The 18,572-nt window shown below is 53.9% G+C and carries 10 protein-coding genes; all 10 read right to left on the reverse strand.

Annotated elements, in window-relative coordinates:
* Nucleotides 1-90 precede the first annotated feature (90 nt).
* The 10 genes from J2Z49_RS10280 to cimA all read right to left on the reverse strand — a co-directional run bounded on the left by J2Z49_RS10280 (nucleotide 91) and on the right by cimA (nucleotide 18,567).
* The gene (locus J2Z49_RS10280) at nucleotides 91-2,961 is read right to left on the reverse strand and encodes an AAA family ATPase (protein WP_307402802.1); all 2,871 of its coding nucleotides are present in this window, start codon (nucleotides 2,959-2,961) and stop codon (nucleotides 91-93) included.
* Nucleotides 2,962-3,466: 505 nt separating this feature from the next.
* Nucleotides 3,467-4,183 carry an endonuclease NucS domain-containing protein gene (locus J2Z49_RS10285; RefSeq protein WP_307402804.1) on the reverse strand — a complete coding sequence of 239 codons (717 nt, stop codon included), beginning with the start codon at nucleotides 4,181-4,183 and terminating at the stop codon, nucleotides 3,467-3,469.
* Between the two features lie 106 nt (nucleotides 4,184-4,289).
* Nucleotides 4,290-6,956 (reverse strand): DNA methyltransferase, encoded by a 2,667-nt coding sequence (locus tag J2Z49_RS10290; protein ID WP_307402806.1) that lies wholly within the window; start codon nucleotides 6,954-6,956, stop codon nucleotides 4,290-4,292.
* A gap of 14 nt (nucleotides 6,957-6,970) precedes the next feature.
* Nucleotides 6,971-10,651, reverse strand: coding sequence for a DUF6079 family protein (locus J2Z49_RS10295; protein ID WP_307402808.1), 3,681 nt, complete (start codon nucleotides 10,649-10,651; stop codon nucleotides 6,971-6,973).
* A 16-nt stretch (nucleotides 10,652-10,667) separates the two neighbouring features.
* Nucleotides 10,668-11,126: a BREX-3 system P-loop-containing protein BrxF gene (brxF, locus tag J2Z49_RS10300; RefSeq protein ID WP_307402810.1), complete on the reverse strand. Its 459-nt coding sequence runs from the start codon at nucleotides 11,124-11,126 to the stop codon at nucleotides 10,668-10,670.
* Between the two features lie 248 nt (nucleotides 11,127-11,374).
* Nucleotides 11,375-13,204 (reverse strand): glutamine--fructose-6-phosphate transaminase (isomerizing), encoded by a 1,830-nt coding sequence (glmS, locus tag J2Z49_RS10305; RefSeq protein ID WP_307402812.1) that lies wholly within the window; start codon nucleotides 13,202-13,204, stop codon nucleotides 11,375-11,377.
* Nucleotides 13,205-13,569: 365 nt separating this feature from the next.
* Nucleotides 13,570-14,907, reverse strand: a complete 1,338-nt coding sequence (gene glmM, locus J2Z49_RS10310; RefSeq protein WP_307402814.1) for a phosphoglucosamine mutase — start codon at nucleotides 14,905-14,907, stop codon at nucleotides 13,570-13,572.
* Between the two features lie 190 nt (nucleotides 14,908-15,097).
* Nucleotides 15,098-16,042 (reverse strand): CdaR family protein, encoded by a 945-nt coding sequence (locus J2Z49_RS10315; RefSeq protein WP_307402816.1) that lies wholly within the window; start codon nucleotides 16,040-16,042, stop codon nucleotides 15,098-15,100.
* Nucleotides 16,043-16,063: 21 nt separating this feature from the next.
* Nucleotides 16,064-16,885, reverse strand: a complete 822-nt coding sequence (gene cdaA / locus J2Z49_RS10320; RefSeq protein ID WP_307402818.1) for a diadenylate cyclase CdaA — start codon at nucleotides 16,883-16,885, stop codon at nucleotides 16,064-16,066.
* A gap of 113 nt (nucleotides 16,886-16,998) precedes the next feature.
* A complete protein-coding gene (cimA, locus tag J2Z49_RS10325; RefSeq protein WP_307402819.1) occupies nucleotides 16,999-18,567 on the reverse strand; it encodes a citramalate synthase in 1,569 nt (522 codons plus the stop codon).
* Nucleotides 18,568-18,572: the final 5 nt, after the last annotated feature.

Here is an 18,572-nt window from a genome sequence, read left to right on the forward strand (position 1 = left end):
CACCTCTTTTGCCTCCCCCTCTCGAGGGAGATTTTATCATAGGGTGGGTCAGTTTTATTTGACGATCGGGGGTCAATTCTATTTTACGATCTACATATCAAATTCTATCAGCACCTTATAAGTAGAGCTCTCGACTAACGCCGCGGGCGGATGAACCAAGAAATTAAACGGACACTCGGAACTAATCTCCAATTGCCCTTTTTCTTTTTTCCCCATTTGAGGACAGTAAATGTCCTGATCAAAACGCAATTCAGTGCCGGGAATTACAATACAATTTTCAGTCCAAATAACATTCTGCCTGAGAATCAAAGATACTGTGCATAACCCGTTAACATCTCCAGCAATAGCAGCCAGAGGCACGTATACATCCTTACCTCCGCAAATCACCTTCCTCAGGTTCTCTAAAGGTAGATACAGACTGCCGCCAGGGTAATCCAACCGCACCCCATATAGATATAATTCTTCAGGATCAGGCAGCGAGAATACCAGTTCCGGTAGCTTCCCCAGGTATACCGGTGTATTATCTTTGGTCCTCAGAACCGTTATCCTATTGCCTCCTAACAACTTGGGCACCAACTCTCCTTTCCGCTTAAGAATGGACACCCCAGTTTTTGACTCCACCAGTACCAAATCGACGTCATCCAGATGCAAATACCAGTATTCATAACCGGACCAGCGACCGGTCAACCGTTCTTGTTCTTTAATTACCTGGACGGGTTGTATATTGCTTCCAGCAGGGGCAACCAGGTAAACGTCTCCTGTTGGCAATTGCTCCTTTTCAATTAACTCTCCCCGCGAGTTGAAAAGCAGGCATAATTTATCGCCACCTAAACCGTTAATTTCCCAACACCGGTTAATTTCTCCGCATATGAGCTCAAAGTAGTATACAGATTCAGGTTGTTCCAGCTCTATAATAACAGACTCAGTTCGAAACTGGCCATCTTTAGTCTTTTTAATAAAAACATCTTTTTTCCATTCAGCCCCAGATTTTCCTCGAATCACAAATACAGCCCCTGTTGCCTCTTTTACGGATTGTTGAGGTAGCTCCACCTTAAGGGAACGCTCAAGAGTATCCAATCTGATAACCGGCCGGCGTAAAGTTATATCTCCCGCTTCTCTCCAGCCCCACGGCTGTTGTACTGCAGCCAACATGCTTTTTCCCTGCTGGTGCCACCATTTTTCCATAGACCGGACAATTCTGGAAGGTAAAGTAATACCGTTAATTTTTTCATCACCCTGATCCAGCTTCTGCATTAACAACAGGGAATTAAACACAAATTTGTGTGATATATCTCCTCCCTGTATTAAAAAGGTGCGGGTGGATTCATTCAAAGAATACAACGGCTTTTTGCTCCGTTCCATTTTTCCTTCCAATTCCAATTTCTGCTTCCGCACCTCGGTCAGGCTGACGTGAAGAGAATCTTCATCGAGATGCTCCTCCATTAAAGGCAGGTTGTCCAACAGAACATCAATATCGATCTGGCTGGATATTTCACCTTTTATAGTCTCAATTTCACGGCGTATATTTCTCTGTTGAACCAGCTCCTCCAGCCCGTCCTCCAGTTTACCTTTGCCCAGCTTGACCAGTTTCATTTTGTATCCAGCAATTTCTTCTTTGAGCTTGGACAACTGTTCCTTATATTGGAAAAGTTCTTGTTTAGAAACAGTTGCCATCCCATGCCTATCTGCAGCGATTTCCTGCTCTGCCCTGCCCAGGTCCTCCAATTGCTTCTCAATTTCTCGACGGCCTTTCAAAAGTTGTTGAACCTTCAGCAAGCCCTCGGGCAATAGCGGCCATGGCTCTGCCAGAAGATGGCTCCGCACGGGCAAATTGCTGAGATGTTGCACCAGCATACGCCTGCATTCCATTGCCTGCCGGTATCGCCGCCGCAACACTAAACGCAATAGCCACCCCCAAGAACCGGTAAACACCCTGATAGCAGAAAAAGATTCTCTGGCCAATTTCTCAACATATTCAACTGGAAGTTCTAACAGAGGAACGGCTAAACTTTCATCCCAGCAGTCCAATACTTGAACAGCAGTTGCTGCTATTTTCTGATTGAACTCATAAAGTTCGGAAAGCCTAACTTCTTTGATTTCAGCAATCTCCTGGGCCTTCTCCAACCAATTACAAATCTGCTGCAAATTATTCCGTTCTGCCTCAGCATGCTCCAGCCATCTCTCTGGAAAAGCCAATAACTCAGTTAACTCGTCAGATTCTTTAATTTTGGTTTTCAATTCCTTCAACCGCTTTAACCTATCCCTGTTTTTCCAAAGCTCCAGGGCAATGACCAAAGACTTCTCACGTTTGTCGAGTTCCGCCAGTTGTTCCTGCATATCTTGATATATAAGATATTCCTGGCGCCAGTTTGCCACCACATGTTTTACTTCGTCCCAGTTTACCCAGCTTTCTATCAGCCCGGCATTTTTGCGGTCTTTAAATAATGCCATTATCACATCGGAGAAGTAACTGTCCAGATAAGAATTCGGAACATAGCCGTGGGCCAGAATTGGTACTATATAGCGCGATTTGCCTTCAAATTTAGGCAATTTATACTTCTCAACTGTCTGGAGAAAAGTTTCGCCCAAAATCCTCTGCCATTTTACCTGAGCTTGTGGCAGTTCAAGGGCCCTGTATACCGGATCCCAAAAGTTATCCCTGTAATGCAATATACCCATCCAAACAAGAAAGATGGCAATGCTCAGGGAATTCTCAATAGCAGGATGCGGTTTTTTTAACTCCCTTGAGATCAATTTCGCCAGGTGATTGAGTTCCTCATGATTCAACTCGATATCCCCTAAAAGGGCCAAATCCGAAGAGCCAGCCAGTAACTCTTCAAAGTATATGTCGCTGGCATGCAAATGGCCACATTGGAGTAATCCCACTTTTTTCACCTTCTTCAAAAAACGAAAGAGCTCCAAAATGTGTCCCGGCTCCAGGCCCAGTTGCCCGGCCGCCATAATACATCCTACCGCAAAGCTTAACCTCACCTGCCACCAGCATTATTCCTCCAGCCGCATCAGGGCATTGTCGTAGTACATCAGGAGGCTTGAGTCTTCCTGGAGGACGGTATCGGGGATCCGTTTGGCCACATCCACGATGGTTTTAAAATCCTTTGCCGCCCAGCAGGCCTTGAATCCCGCCCGCAGTGCTTCGGTACGGAATACTTTCAGCCTGCCCCTGCCCTCCCTGTATTCCTCGAACTCTTTCAGGAGGGCCTTCTCCCGGATCTTCTCCAGGTCGGACTGCTTGTTGGGGTCGGGGACGTACCAGCGGCCCGCTTCGTCCCGCAGGAAGTAGAGTATGCTTTTTTACTATGCTTGACTGACAAAAAACGGTTTAATGCTTCTTATTAACATTAACTGGTAGTCGTTCTGCCGGTGATACTGGTTCACCGTTTAGTTCGGTTTGATTTTTTGGAATTATGCAAAAGTCACACTTGTTGGGTTATAAATCCAGGTTTTCTCAAGAGATATCCTTAAAAACAAAATTAACTTCATACTTTTTTAATGATATATTGGGTATTTCAGATACAGCGTATTTTAGTTTTCTATCGAAGTCTTCGGCAATTATAATACCTCTTACATTTTTGCTGCCAGCAATGTTTCGTCTAACCCAGCTGATGTAACTTAGAACTTGACCAGCAGCCGAATGGCTGGCCTTCCCTGCTTTTAGCTCAATAACAAGGTAGCCTCCTTCTTTATCTACGGCCAAAATATCTATTCTTCCTACATCGGTGCGGTATTGTCTCCCCGATATACTGTCTTCTGAATATAGCTGCAGTCCTTCTTCAATCTGTTCCAAGTTTCTTACGATATACTCTTCAAGGTCTTTTTCAAGGCTTATAACGGCTTCATCAATTTCTTCTTCAATTTCATCAATTTCTTCATCAACCTGAACAACCCCCTTCTCAGTAACTGCCCACTCTCCATCCGTTTCGGGGTTATAAAGCCTGTACTGCCCTCTGCCAACATAAAATAAACAAGGCTGTTTACGAAGATAGGGATAATGCTTGCTGGAGGGATGGTTAGCGCTTAAGCCGATCAAATGACACTGGATGGTGCTCTCCTTCCAGGGCCTGTCGGGATATTTCTCATAAATGTAGTCAATAACTTGCCTTGTGGTTACTGTACCGCCAAGTTTTGTTACGGCGTCCTTGACTGCTTCAAGACAGGTAGCCATTTTATCATCCCCTTTTATCAAATTCTATTCATTCCGCTAACAGTCCCTTTTCTTATCTTTATCATAATCAAAAGCTTTTCAAGAATGGTCAAGCAGGCCAACGGCATTATTCATCCAGCCGCATCAGGGCATTGTCGTAGTACATCAGGAGGCTTGAGTCTTCCTGGAGGACGGAATCGGGAATCCGCCTGGCCACATCCACGATGGTTTTAAAATCCTTTGCCGCCCAGCAGGCCTTGAATCCCGCCCGCAGTGCTTCGGTACGGAGTACTTTCAGCCTGCCCCTGCCCTCCCTGTATTCCTCGAACTCTTTCAGGAGGGCCTTCTCCCGGATCTTCTCCAGGTCGGACTGCTTGTTGGGGTCGGGGACGTACCAGCGGCCCGCTTCATCCCGCAGGAAGTTTTGTTCCAGGAGCTCGGAGAGTTCCGGCAGTTTCTCGTGCCTGGCCTTGTGCAGCTCTCTCAAAAATTTGGGCTGGATTTCCTGGTAAGTCTGTGGTTTCTTTTCCAGTTCGCCGCGCAGCCACTGGATGGAAGACTTTTCATCGGTTACAAAAAGGGATAATTGCTCAATTTCCTGGACCATAAAACGCTTCTTATCATATTCCACTACCTGGTCGGGGAGGAAGTACATTCCGTCTCTTTCCGGGAAGCGCTGTTTTAAACCGGCGTAAAACTCCGCCGCACCCATGGGAACGGCAACGCCCCGCTGGATGTGGAAGGCCACCATCCGGTCATAAAGGAGGTAGTTCTGGCGCTCGGCGATGACCTCGGCCCTGCCGTCCTTCTCCACAAACACGGGAAGCTGCTTTAAGTGCGTGCGGACAAAGTCCCAAACCCCCTCTTCCGTCCCCGCCGAAAGATGAAAACGCTTCTCCAGGCCGCCGTTGGGTTTGTAAGCTGAGATGACCAGGTCCTGCTTCACAGCGGTTGTCGAAGTAACCTGCTTGAAAGTCCCCTGCTTTTTGTCCAGGGTCCGTACGTCGGCAATAACAAACCCGGCCCGCATGATGGCCTCCTGGATGGCGTTCCAGATCCGGTTCTGGGAGTTGTGAAACACCACCGTCATCCACCGGCCGGGCTTGAGAACACGGTAATATTCAGCAAAGCACTTTTCCATGAGCTCCTGGTATTCCCTGGGGCCTTTGCCCTGTACTTTATTCTCAACGGCTTCGGGTCCATTATTGGTGAAGACTTTAAGCCAGGCTTCCCAGAGGAAGTTAAGCTCGGAATACATCAGGTTTCCACCAAAGGGAGGATCGGTGAAGATATAATCCACTGAACAATCTCTAAAATCAATTTGTGTCATGCTATGAGTTGAGATTGCAATAACGTTTTCGCTAAAATGTTTTCTCGCAGCCCTGAGAAGGGTCCTTAGTCTGTTAGAAAGGGATACATACACAGGCTTCTCAACCAAGATAGAAGGAATATATAGAGTTCCTTTGACACCACCAGAAAATGGCCCTCCACCTCCCTTAAACAGTTTCTTGATATCTACGCCCACCAGTTTGGTCAAATCACGGTGTTGTCCGGAAATCCACATAAAACTTTCGGTAGCCCGCCGGAACCGAGTCCACACCGAAGCCAGCACCCACAAATTCCGCCTGGTGTAAAAATGGTGAACATGAGTAATCCCATGTGATACTTTAGGCTGTTCGGTATTGTAGCCCTCCGGCAAACGGTCGGTAGGATACCAGTACGGTATCTCGCTCTCGTCGATCTTCCGGATCAGCTCCAGGTCGTACTCGTCGGGCTCTTTCTCATACCTCTTATTCCCTACCGAATAGTTAATGAGCACCGGCACCTGGCGGGCCCGGGTGATGGTCTGCCCGATGTCCCGGTCAAATACTTTTTCCCAGGCCCTCTCCAGGGTCCGCTTGGTGAGGTCCGCCCCGCAGTGGGGGCAGGGAAAATCGTCCCTGACTTTACCTTCTTCTTTGTCTACCGCCACTTCCCAGAAGACAAGCTCCGCTGAACAATGGGGGCAGATAAAGACGTCGGACCAGACGGTGTAGTTGATTTTCCCCATGATGGGGTTGCCGTTTATGTCTTTCTGCACCTTCCCATCCACCACGTGCCTTGTTTTGTACATCCAGCCGCATTCTTTTTCAACTTCGTCCAGAATCCGCCGGGCTTCCCGTTCAAAGGCCCGAACATCCACCGGTGTGTTGTAGTTGTAGGCAATGAAAGTGGCTGCCGGCGAAAGGTCGACTAATATAGCCTTGCGTGCTCCAAGCTTAGAAAAGGGCCGGCCTTTTTCGTCCAGGATGGTCCCGTCATCCAGCACGCGGTAACCCAGGGATGCGACGGCCTTGCGGTCCCCGCATAACCTTGCCGCCACGCCGGTCATGCCCGTACCGCAGAAGCCGTCAAAGACGATATCCCCGGGCTCCGTATAATGGAGTATGTAGCGCATGATGGCCCTGTGGGGTACTTTTGTGTGGTATGAGTGGGCGTTGTAAATGGGGTCATTTTTCCCTTCTGAAACGTCCGCCGCAAATGGTTCCCGATGATAGCTGTCGTGATCAGGATCATAGGGCCTGCCGTGTTCTTTAACAAAATCCTCGATGAATGGATTGGGGCAGGCGGTATAATAGGGCGGGTCGGAGAGGTTAATGATATCTTCATCTTGAGCAATGGGAAACCCTTCGATATGCCTGACCCGGTCCAGGTGATCTCTGGTAAGCTTGAAGCGCCTGTTTTCCTGCCCTTCTTTTCGCTCACCGGTTTCTTCTAACAGGGCATCCGGGAAAATCCGGTTTTCTTTTGCCACAAATCTTCACTCCTCTACTCCAGTACGATTCTAACCTTCCCGGGGTCCCTGCCGCGGGTCAGGGACTGGACATAGTCCTCAAAGCGCTTCTGAAATTCAGAAATGGTGCAGGGCGTTCCTCCCACACCCAGGGCCTTTTTAAGGTCATCTACCTTTACCAGAACTTTTTCCATGCCGGACAGCACTTCCTGAACGGCCTTTACAAACGATGCATCAACCACGTAAGGAAGTTGCTGCTCCCTGACTACCGTCTCCAGTGCTTTTTGCTGCTCCGGCTTTAAGAGATAGATGTTTTCCTTCACCGTGGGGTCTTCCAGGTTGGCGGCCAGGGTGCGGGTCCAATCCCCGTACAACCGTTCCAGGTCATCTTCGAGCTGCCTGAGGGCTGCTTCCGCCGGCACTTTAACCGGCTCTTCCGCCGGCCGGAAACGACAGTGGGGGCAGACAGGAGTTCCCTTCAAATCCTCAACGGTCAGGCTGAAGCATGTTTTCAGTTCGGCCAGGCGGTTTTGAAAGCCGGTCAACTGCGCCCGGGGCATCAATTCAATGCCCGCCAGCTTGCCAAGTTTGCCCAAGCGCTCATCTTTAAGGAGTTCAGATTTCTTCTGGTCCCCTGTGGCGTTTAACCGGGCTTTTGCATGGGCCTGCAGGTAGCTATCAATATAAGAATTTTTAAGTTCCGTGAGTACATGAACGATCTCACGGCGTAGATTCGGGTCGGCAAGCTCATCCGCCCCGGATATTTTTGCTATGAGATTGGCGCGTTGCTCCCGGGCCTTTCTGCTCCATTCCGCCTCAGCCGGGAGGACGGCCTCGGCCGTAGCAAGGTAAGAAGTTAACGGCATGATTTCCCTGGCCAGGGCGGCCAGTTCCTCAATCTTCCGCAGGCTGTCGAGGTGCGACTTCTGGGCGTTAATATCGCTTTCACCGTACCGGAAGTTTTTCAATTTGCCCGGTGTATTGAATACTTTTAAGGACTCCAGAAACTCTTTAAAAGCGTCCAGTGCCTGCCGTAAATCAGTTTTCTTTTTTTCATCGAAAAGGGAAATGTCCCACAGGGATACCCCCTGCTGTATCTCCTGCCGGGCCAGCAGGGTGCGTTCCAGAAGCTTATCTACTGCTTCTTGAAGCTGCCTTATGGCCTCCTCTCTGGTGGCCGGGTTGACGACCAGCCCGGGAGGCAGGCCGAAAAATTCAAAGAGAGCCTGCAACGGGCCAACGGGCAGATCCCTCGGCCGTTCAATGTGCTTGAAAATGACAAGGTCTGCCAGGGGAGTCCTGCCGAGTTCCTCCAGATTGGAGGCGTCTATTTTTTTTCCCGTAAGGCTTAAAGTGATATCACCGCTGTGGATCAGGCTGGCCAGGATGACCACCACCCATTCCGGTTCCAGCCTGAAACGGGGCTCGTACTCTACACCGCGAAAATCGGCAATTATTTCGTCTCGCTTCAGAACCTGCCCCGGCCCTTTCCGGTTCAGCTGGTCCAGGATGTGTCTGGCATAACGCGACTGCTGTGGCCTGAGCTTATCCCCGTCCAGCAGTTCCAGAGCGTCAAGGACGGCAGTACCCTGCCTGGTTTTGATCTGGCCGAGGATCCACCGGATGGCTTCCTGGGCAGCCTGGGGCCGGTTTTTTGACGTGATCAGGGTGGAAAACGCCGGATAGTCCGGGGCCTGTTCTTCAAAGTGTGATGCCAGACATATGGACCCTGCCAGGTTGACCAGATCCCGTATGGAGGAATGGGGAGCGGCATTTCCCCTGATCCACTCGACAAATTTTCTGGCAACTCCCCTGCAGGTAACTTCAAAAGCGGTAGTGATATTGCTGCGCAGCCATTTGACTATAGTTTTAAGGTGCTCATTGGCCTTGTTCTCGTAAACCTGCCGCGTACCTTTCGAGGCAGTACTGGCCATTTCCCGGGCACCGGCGAAAAGCTTTAAGGCCTGATTGAAGCTTTCGTCACGCTGTACCAGCCTGAAAAACACTTCGTCGGGCTTTATCTCATCTTCAAAATGCGGCGGGTCAAAGGGCTGGAGAAAGTACAGATAAAAATCCCTGGGGGGATGGGCCGTAGAACGTTCATTGGGAGCTCCAAAGAACAGATAGCCCAACCGGCTCACTTTTTTCGCCCGCCACTCGATTTCGTGTTCCCAGATCCTGAAATTGGGTACATAAGTAACCTCCGGGCATTCCATAGCCCGGGCAAGGGCTTCAAAATAGTAGCGGTCTAACTGGGACTCATTCAGGGTCTCTGCCTTCTGCTCAATCAAGGAATCAAAATCGATATCCTTCTTTAAGTCCAGGTAATACTGGCCGTTCTCCTGGTTAAAAGAGATAAACTGCCCGCTTACCGTCCGCAGGATTTCCCGAAGAACCGATTCAACGGTGGTCTTCAGGAAATCGGCATCCTCTTCGGGTAAAGGTAAGAAGAGGCAGAGGTCGTCGCGCAACTCTTCGGCCGTAACCCCCAGCGGGCTGTAAATATCGCCGGTAGTTAGGCGGTGGACGCTTAAAGCGTGAATTATGCGCAGCGCCACGGGCTTATACTGGGGCCGGGTAAATGCCTGCTGGATGCGGCTTTCTAAAACCTGGCTTTTCTCTATAACTTCTCTTATTTCGGGAATGCTCCTGAAAGACGGGTTATCCTTCAAGTTCTGCCAGTATGAGTCATAGGCAATGAGGCCGGGCGCAGTTTCCGGAACTTCTTCGTCCAGGAGTTTTTTCATGGCACCGCTAATGGTTTTCAGCACTTCCCGCTTTTCGGCCACATAGACCTGTTCGAAGGTTTCGAGATACGCCGGATGGACGGGAAAAAGGGCAACAAATTCATCCATGCGCTCGGCCATAGTGCCGTAAAGTCTGGTGAAACGCTGCAGGTGTTCCCGGATAAGGGCCTTTTGCCGATCATCCTTGCGCAATAACCGCTCGGCGACTACATAGGCTATATCTTCACGGACAATCCGTATTTGTTCGAAGCGGTCCTTCACCCGGCGCAGGGTTTCCGCTACAAACTGGAAGCGGGGATTGTCGAACAGGGCCTCCTGTACACCGGCCATAAAGCGGAAACGGGTCAGCCGGCAGACCTCGCCTATTTCCCGCAAGAAATTCAAGTCGAGAATCAGTTCCTGGTCCTTGCGGGTCCGCAGGTAGTCGAGGAGTTCATCAACAACCAGTAAAAGACCGTAATCAGGGTAAACCTCCTGAAAAGCATTCATCATTTCAATGAGAGGGTCTTTGTTATTGGTGACTTTATCCGCATCCGGAAACTGGTACTCTACTCCCATTCCAGCCAGATGTTCTTCCAGCTCGGCACAGATAATGTTCCGCAGGGACATGGTTGTGGAACCAATTTCGGTCCTGATGACTTTAAACTTTCCGGCGATGGCCCTAGCCTTTTCCGACACAGCCGGGTTGCGTATTGCCCCGGCCATCTCCGGATATTCGGCCACCGCAGAGACTACCGACATTAAGTGGGATTTACCGGTACCGTAGTTTCCTACGATCAGCAATCCCTTGTTATCCTGGGGGTTATCATATTGAAGTTGAGGAAAAACAACGCCTGCAAGCTGCTCGGCCATGCGGTCGGAGATTACATAGGTTTCAACTAACTGGTAAGCTCTGGCTCTAGCGTCGGCTTCACGCAATTGGACGATAGTCTCTATAGGTTCAAAATGAATCAGGTCATTGTATTTCACGACACTCCCACCTTTGTTAAATTTGACAAACCAGAGCATCAACTTCAGAATACTTCCTGTACTCCGGGTGACCGGGCTCGGCATAAATCAGTGTGCGGCCTTCAAATTTTCCACTCCATGCAGCCACGATGGTCCGGGTGCGGCTGATGTGTTGAAGCAGGCGTAAAGGGTCCTGCTGAAGACCAGGGTCAAAGAGTATCTCGATATTATCCAATAGAACAGTATCTCCTGCCGTATCTATAATTGCCTCAACGATCCTGGGCAGCCGCAAGGGGCGAACCCGGCCGGGGTATTCAAGCAGTTTCTGGCTCAGTATCAGGTTCAGATTAATGTAAGGATAACCCGCCTCATTGGACAGTTGAAGAAGAGCCCGGGTTTTCCCGGACGCATCCGGCCCAACCAATAACACTAATTGATAATAACGCGACCGGGCTGCCTCTATATGTCTTTTCAGATCCTCTATTTTACCACTCATAGTAATCACCGGTGCTCATGGTTCGACGGAATCTGGCGAAAATCCTGCCAAAAATAGCAGTCGTTGCTGCAGTTCCGGGTGTGATGCAACCAGCCAGAGCTAAAAAAAACAGGGCGAGGTTCCATCCTTTCCTCGCCCATACCTATTTCATTTCAATTCAGTTTACCACTTTATTACCAAGTCTACGACTCATACTCAGTTCACAACTTTATTCCATGAAAACACGAAAGAACTAATCCTGCCTCTCCCTACTCCACCGTCACGCTCTTGGCCAGGTTGCGGGGCTGGTCCACGTCACAGCCCCTGACCACGGCCATCTGGTAGGCCAGGAGCTGCAGGGGTATAACGGCCAGCACGGGGGCCAGGACGGGGTTGGTGGGCGGGATGTAGAGCACGTGATCGGCCACCTTTTCCAGTTCCTTCTGCCCCTCCATGGCCAGGGCGATTACCGTGGCGTCCCGGGCCTTCACCTCTTTGATGTTGCTCAGGGTTTTTTCAAAGAGGTTCTTCTGGGTGGCCAGGGCGACCACCGGCACGCCCTCTTCAATCAGGGCCAGGGTGCCGTGCTTTAATTCCCCGGCGGCGTAGGCTTCGGCGTGTATATAGGAGATTTCCTTCAGCTTCAAGGAACCTTCCAGGGCCACGGCATGGTCCAGGCCCCGGCCGATGAAGAAGACATCCTCGGCCCTGCCGTACATCCGGGCGAGATCCCTGATCAGGTGGCCGTTGCCCAGGATCAGTTCCGCCCGGCTGTCCAGCTGTCTCAACTCCCGGATGATCGCCCGCCTTTCCTCAAGGGTAATGGTGCCCCGTACCGCGGCCAGGTGCAGGGCAATCAGGTACATGGCCACCAGCTGGGTGGTATAGGCTTTGGTGGAGGCCACGGCGATCTCGGGGCCGGCCCAGGTATAGAGCACGTGGTCGGCTTCCCGGGCAATGGAGCTGTCCACCACGTTGGTCACGGCCAGCACCGGAGCACCCAGACGCCTGGCTTCCCTCAAGGCGGCCAGGGTATCGGCGGTCTCCCCCGACTGGCTGATTACTATCACCAGCGTACCTTCATCAATAAGAGGCTGGCGGTAGCGGAATTCCGAAGCGATATCCACCTCCACCGGTACGCGGGCCAGTTGTTCGATCACATACTTGCCCACCAGGCCGGCGTGGTAGGCGGTGCCGCAGGCGGTGATAAATATTTTACGCAGGCTTCTTAGCTTATCGTCATCAAGCTCCAGTTCCTTGAGCACCACCGCCGAATCGTCACCGGCCAGGCGGCCCTTCAAGGTATCCCGCAGGGCCCGGGGCTGCTCGTGGATCTCTTTGAGCATGAAATGGGCAAAGCCGTTTTTTTCCGCCTGGGCGGCTTCCCATTTTACCTCAAAGACCCGTTTCTCCACCGGCTCCCCGCACCGGTTAAAAATCTTTACTTCTTCCGGCGTAAGTACGGCCATCTCGCCGTCGTCCAGGATGTATGTGCGCCGGGTATGGGCCAGCAGGGCGGGGATATCGGAAGCCAGGAAGTTTTCGCCCTGACCCAGGCCCACCACCAGGGGGCTGTCCTGGCGCACGGCCACCAGTTTATCCGGCTCGTCAGCAGACAGCACCACCATGGCGTAGGAACCCCGGATGTGCTCCACCACCCGGCGTACCGCCTCTACCAGATCACCCCGGTAAAAGTGTTCCACCAGGTGGGGAAGCACCTCCGTGTCCGTTTCGGAAGTAAACTGGTGGCCCCGGGAGCTCAGCCATTCCCTCAGTTCCAGGTAGTTCTCAATAATCCCGTTGTGCACCACGGCAAAACGCCCGGAACAGTCGATGTGGGGGTGGGCATTGGTGTCCGAAGGGCGGCCGTGGGTGGCCCAGCGGGTGTGCCCGATGCCGGTTCGCGCCCGGCCGTTGTAACCCTGTAACCTTTCCGCCAGGCCGGCCAGCTTGCCCGCCTGCTTGTGCACCTTAATGACCCCGTCTTCCAGAACGGCAATGCCGGCTGAATCATAACCGCGGTATTCCAGTTTGGCCAGCCCGCCAAGGAGTATGGGTACGGCCCGCCGGGGGCCGGTATAGCCAACGATGCCACACATATGGAAAACCTCCAGCAAAAAGGTTTTTAGTCTAACAATTAGAAATGCCGGGGCACAGAAAGGCCTCCGGCAGAGAAAGGGGCTTTTGTAAAAAGAAGGAACGGGGGTAATTTCGTAGAACGGCCTCCTACCCATATGCCACCGGACACCCTTTGTCCCGGCCGTTGCCGGCCGGTTTTGTAGTGTCGTTCACGGTCGTGGCCAACCGGGGAGCACCCGCCGAAAACTTCGATAAACTCCCTCCTCGTCAACCCGGAACACCCGTTAAATCAACTGGCTAACCGGCAATTTCCGGGTTCTGGCGCTTTAGTTTTCAGTTGTCCCGAAAGATTAGCGCTTCCCACCCCCTTCCAAAAAACCCTCGTTTAAGAGGATACCTTGCGGATTACGTCTACCAGCTCGCCGGCAATGGACCGCAGGAGGTCCATATCCCGGCCCTCAACCATCACCCGCACCAGGGGCTCGGTGCCCGAAGGGCGCACCAGGATGCGCCCCTGCCCGGCCAGGCGTTCTTCCTGCTCCCGGATGGCCCGGGCCAGTACGGGACTGTTCATCACCTTATCCTTATCGGTTACCCGGACGTTTTCCAGCAACTGCGGCAGCTTCTCCATCTGGGCGGCCAGTTCCTGCAGGGTTGCCCCCGTTTCCCGCACCACCTGCAGGAGCTGCAGGGCGGTTAAAATGCCGTCCCCGGTGGTATTGTAATCCAGCATGATGATGTGCCCGCTCTGCTCCCCGCCAAAGGTGGCTCCCGAGCGCAGCAACTCCTCCAGGACGTAACGGTCCCCCACCCGGGTCTTCAGCACCCGGATGCCGCTCTGCCCCAGGGCCAGGTCCAGCCCCAGGTTGCTCATCACCGTGGCCACCACCGTATTTTTGGCCAGCCGGCCCTTTTTCTGGAGGGCCCGGGCCAGGATAACCATAATCTGGTCGCCGTCCACCGGGTTGCCCCGGCCGTCCACGGCGATTACCCGGTCGGCATCCCCGTCATGGGCCAGCCCCAGATGGGCGCCGTGCTCCAGCACCGCCTCCTGCAGGGCGGCCGGGTGGGTGGAGCCGCAGCCGGCATTGATATTGACCCCGTCGGGGGTGTTGAATATGGGGATGACTTCCGCACCCAGTTCCGCCAGCACCCGGGGGGCAACCCGGGAGGCGGCCCCGTTGGCGCAGTCCACCACCACCTTCAAGCCGGAAAAGTCACAGGATACGGTATCCTTTAAAAAGGCCACGTAACGGTCCACCGCATCGACTACCGGGTAAGCACGGCCCACCCCCGCCCCCACGGGAGCGGGAATGCGGTCGGGACAGGAAACCAGTTGCTCGATTTCCTCTTCCATCCCGTCGGACAGCTTGTAGCCGCTGGCTCCGAAAAACTTGATCCCATTGTCACCCATGGGATTGTGGGAAGCAGATATGACCACTCCCCCGGCGGCACCCAGGGCCCTGGTGAGGTAGGCAATGGACGCGGTGGGCATGACCCCCACCTTGAGGACATTGACCCCGGCCGAACATATCCCGGCCGTAAGGGCGGCCTCCAGCATGTCGGAGGAAATGCGGGTATCCCAGCCGACCACCAGGCTTGCCCCCGGCAGGCCCCGGGAAAGGACGTAAGCCCCCGCCCGGCCCAGCTTTAAGGCCAGTTCCGGGGTAAGCTCCCGGTTGGCTACCCCCCGGACGCCGTCGGTACCAAATATTGCTCCCATGGTCAGAGTCTCCTTTCACGTTCACCCGCAGGAAGTAATTCCAAGATCACGTCCAAACACTGATAATTATATCCACACCCATTGAAGAGGTCAATTTTTTGTCTGGAAGTTTGACTTCACTAACAATAATATGATCAGGGATAACTTCCGGTCATGTCACTCCTGGCAAATCCCTGCAGCCACCCGTTTTTCATTGATTTTGTTCTTCAGGCGGCGTTCTTTCAGGAGGGCTTTCCGGCAATGGGGAAAGGCGTACCGTAACCTGCACCTGCTCGGGACGCATGACCACCCCGTTCCCGGGAGCAACCAGGCCAACCCTTCGTACCATGTCCTGACTGACCCCGCTGATATCCACCGGGACAGTGTTTACCCTTTGGACACCTTCCAGTACCGGCGCCGGTGCCGATACCTGGATCACATCGGGCTCCACCCTTACCTCCTCCACACGGTAACCTGCCGCGGGAGTCCCCCTTACCTGGGGTTCCACCGGCACTTCTTTTACCGGCATGGCCAGAACGGGAACGGTCACCCTGACCACAGGGGGAAATACGCTGACCCCCCGGGGCAGGCCGGTGAGTGTTGCCGATCTTTCCACCGTTCCGCTGGCACCCTGTACGTCAACGGTCGCCGTTACCCGGGTAACGGCATTGACCAGCCGCTCCGGTCCTTTCAGGTGCACCAGCGGCGGGTCCACCGTAGCGGCCAGGGCACTGTAACCGGCGGCGGGTTCCCCCCTGAAGGTCACCGCCACCGGGACTTCCTTTTCTACTATCCTGTCCACCTGCACCCGCACCCGGGAGGGGGACACCTGGATCACCCGGATGCCGGGTGGAGCACTCACATTTACCGTCAGCTCGTTTTCCCCCGGGGTGATGCCGGATAAGTCCACCACCGCCTGGAAATCACCCGGGGTAAGGGTGGTCAGCTGGCCCCGGCTGCCCTGGGCCCGCACATTCACCGTTGACGGCAACCCGGTCACCAGGTAACCGCCGGGCACCCCCCGCCCCCGCAGGGAAACATTAAACGGGCGTTCGTCCAGGGGGTTCTGCTCGTTGGTTACGTAAACCCACAGGATCAGGGCCATCAGCAGTGACAGGATTTGCAGGGAAAGATTGCGCCAGTTTAAACGGGGCAAAAAGGAACACCTCCGGGACTCCTACTGTTTGCGGAACCACAAAAAAGCCAGGGAGCGTCCCCTTTGCGGCTCGAACGCTCCGGCCAGGCGGTCGGCCAGGGCAGGCTCGTCCAGGTTTCTGGCCAGCACACCCTCCACGGCCAGGGAAATGATCCCCGTCTCCTCGGAAACAATCACCGCCAGGGCATCCGAAACTTCCGTAACGCCGATACCCGCCCGGTGGCGGGTGCCCAATCCCCTGGCTACATCGGGGCTTTCCGTCAGGGGTAACAGGCACGCCGCCGATGCCACCCGGTCGCCCCGGATGATCACCGCTCCGTCATGCAAAGGGGTGTTGGGCTCAAAAATATTGAGCAGCAATTCTGCCGTCACCAGGCCGTCGATTTTAATGCCCGTATCGATGTACTCCTCCAGGCCGGTCGCCCGCTCCAGGACAATGAGCGCACCGGTACGCCGGCGGGACAGGAGACTGGCCGCCCGCACCACCTGGCTGATGGTCCGGGAACGATCGTCCTCACCCTGGTGAATGAGCGAGCTGGTAAAAAAGCGGCCTCCCCCCAGCTTTTCCAGCGCCCGGCGCAGTTCGGGCTGAAAAACTATGGGCAGGGCGACCACCAGGGCGGTCATGGCCTGCCGCAGCAGCCAGTGAAAAGTGTATAAATGCAGCCAGCTGCTTAAAGCCGTGGCCACCAGCAGAACGGCCAGGCCTTTGAGGAGCTGTACCGCCCGGGTGCCCTTAATCAACAGAATTAACCGGTAGAGAACAAAGGCCACAATAAGGATGTCGATGATACTGGTGAGATTAAACAGATCCAGGTTCAGGGCCTTGAGCTGCTCCAGCAACTTCTTTCCCCCTTCGTACCCCCGACCACGGTTAGTATTGGATTCATGAAGACATTATAACCCTTTTGCGGCTGCAAATAAAGGAGCGCCCTTATCTAAAGGAGCGCCCGGATTTATCTTCCATTGTTTTTGAGCAGCCCGTAGGCGATGCTGTCTACCAGGGCCTGCCAGCTTGCTTCAATGATGTTTGTGGATACCCCCACGGTGCCCCAGGACCGCTCACCGTCCCCGGTTTCAATCAGCACCCGCACCACCGCCGCCGTGCCGTCCTTTTCATCCAGCACCCGCACCTTGTAGTCGGTGAGCTGCATGCGCCGGATGTCCGGGTAGAAAACTTCCAGGGCCTTGCGCAGGGCATTGTCCAGGGCGTTCACCGGGCCGTTTCCTTCCGCCGCCGTGTGCACCACCTGGCCGCCCACGGTCAGCTTGATGATGGCTTCGGAATACACGGGGCTGTTTTCCTTCAGCTCTATGATCACCCGCAGGCTTTCCAGCTTGAAGGGCTCCCGGTAATTGTCGTACGCCCGGCGTAGGAGCAGCTCAAAGGACCCTTCGGCGCCTTCAAACATGTACCCCTGATGTTCCAGCTCCTTAATTTCTTCCAGGAAGCGGCGCGTTTCTTCCCTGCTGGCATCGAGATTGAAGTTGAGCTCCTTTAACTTGTAGAACAGGTTGGACAGCCCGCTCAACTCGGATACCAGCACCCGCCGCTGGTTGCCCACCAGCGCCGGGTCAATATGCTCGTAGGTACGGGTGTCCTTTAAAATGGCGCTGACGTGGACCCCGCCCTTGTGGGCAAAGGCGCTGGCTCCCACAAAGGGCTGGTGGGGGTTGGGATGCAGGTTGGCCAGCTCGCTCACATAGCGGGAGAGGTCGGTGAGCCGGGCTAATGAAGAGCGGGGGATGGTTTCGTGGCCATATTTTAAGGTAAGGTTGGGTATAACGGAACAGAGGTTGGCGTTGCCGCAGCGCTCCCCGTAGCCGTTGATGGTCCCCTGCACATGGGTGACCCCGGCCCGCACCGCCGCCAGGGTATTGGCCACGGCCAGCTCCCCGTCATTATGGCAGTGGATGCCCAGGACAACCGGGATCTCTTCCTTTACCCTTCCCACTATAGCGGTAATTTCCTCCGGCAGGCTTCCCCCGTTGGTATCGCACAGTACCAGCCGGTCGGCTCCCCCGCGCACGGCGGCCCGTAAGGTGGCCAGGGCATATTCGGCGTTGGCCTTGAAGCCGTCAAAAAAGTGCTCCGCATCATAGATAACCATCAGGCCCCGGCTTTTCAAATAGCCCACCGACTCTTCAATCATGGCCAGGTTTTCTTCCAGGGTGGTCCCCAGGGCCCTGGTCACGTGCAAATCCCAGGACTTGCCGAAAATGGCGGCCACGGAAACCCCGGCCGCCAGGATGCACTGGATGTTGCCGTCTTCCTGCACCGGAATACCGGGCTTGCGGGTGGACCCAAAGGCGGCAATGCGGGCATGGGACAGCCGGTGGTTTTTAATGCGCTGGAAAAAAGCCATGTCCTTGGGGTTGGAGCCGGGCCAGCCGCCTTCCACGTAGTGAAAGCCCATTTTATCAAGCTTGAGGGCAATCTTGACCTTGTCTTCCGCGGAAAAGGAAATGCCTTCCCCCTGGGAGCCGTCCCGCAGGGTGGTATCGTAAATCTCCACTACCGCCATGGTTT

The sequence above is a fragment of the Desulfofundulus luciae genome (genome assembly GCF_030813795.1).
GTDB lineage: Bacteria > Bacillota > Desulfotomaculia > Desulfotomaculales > Desulfovirgulaceae > Desulfofundulus > Desulfofundulus luciae.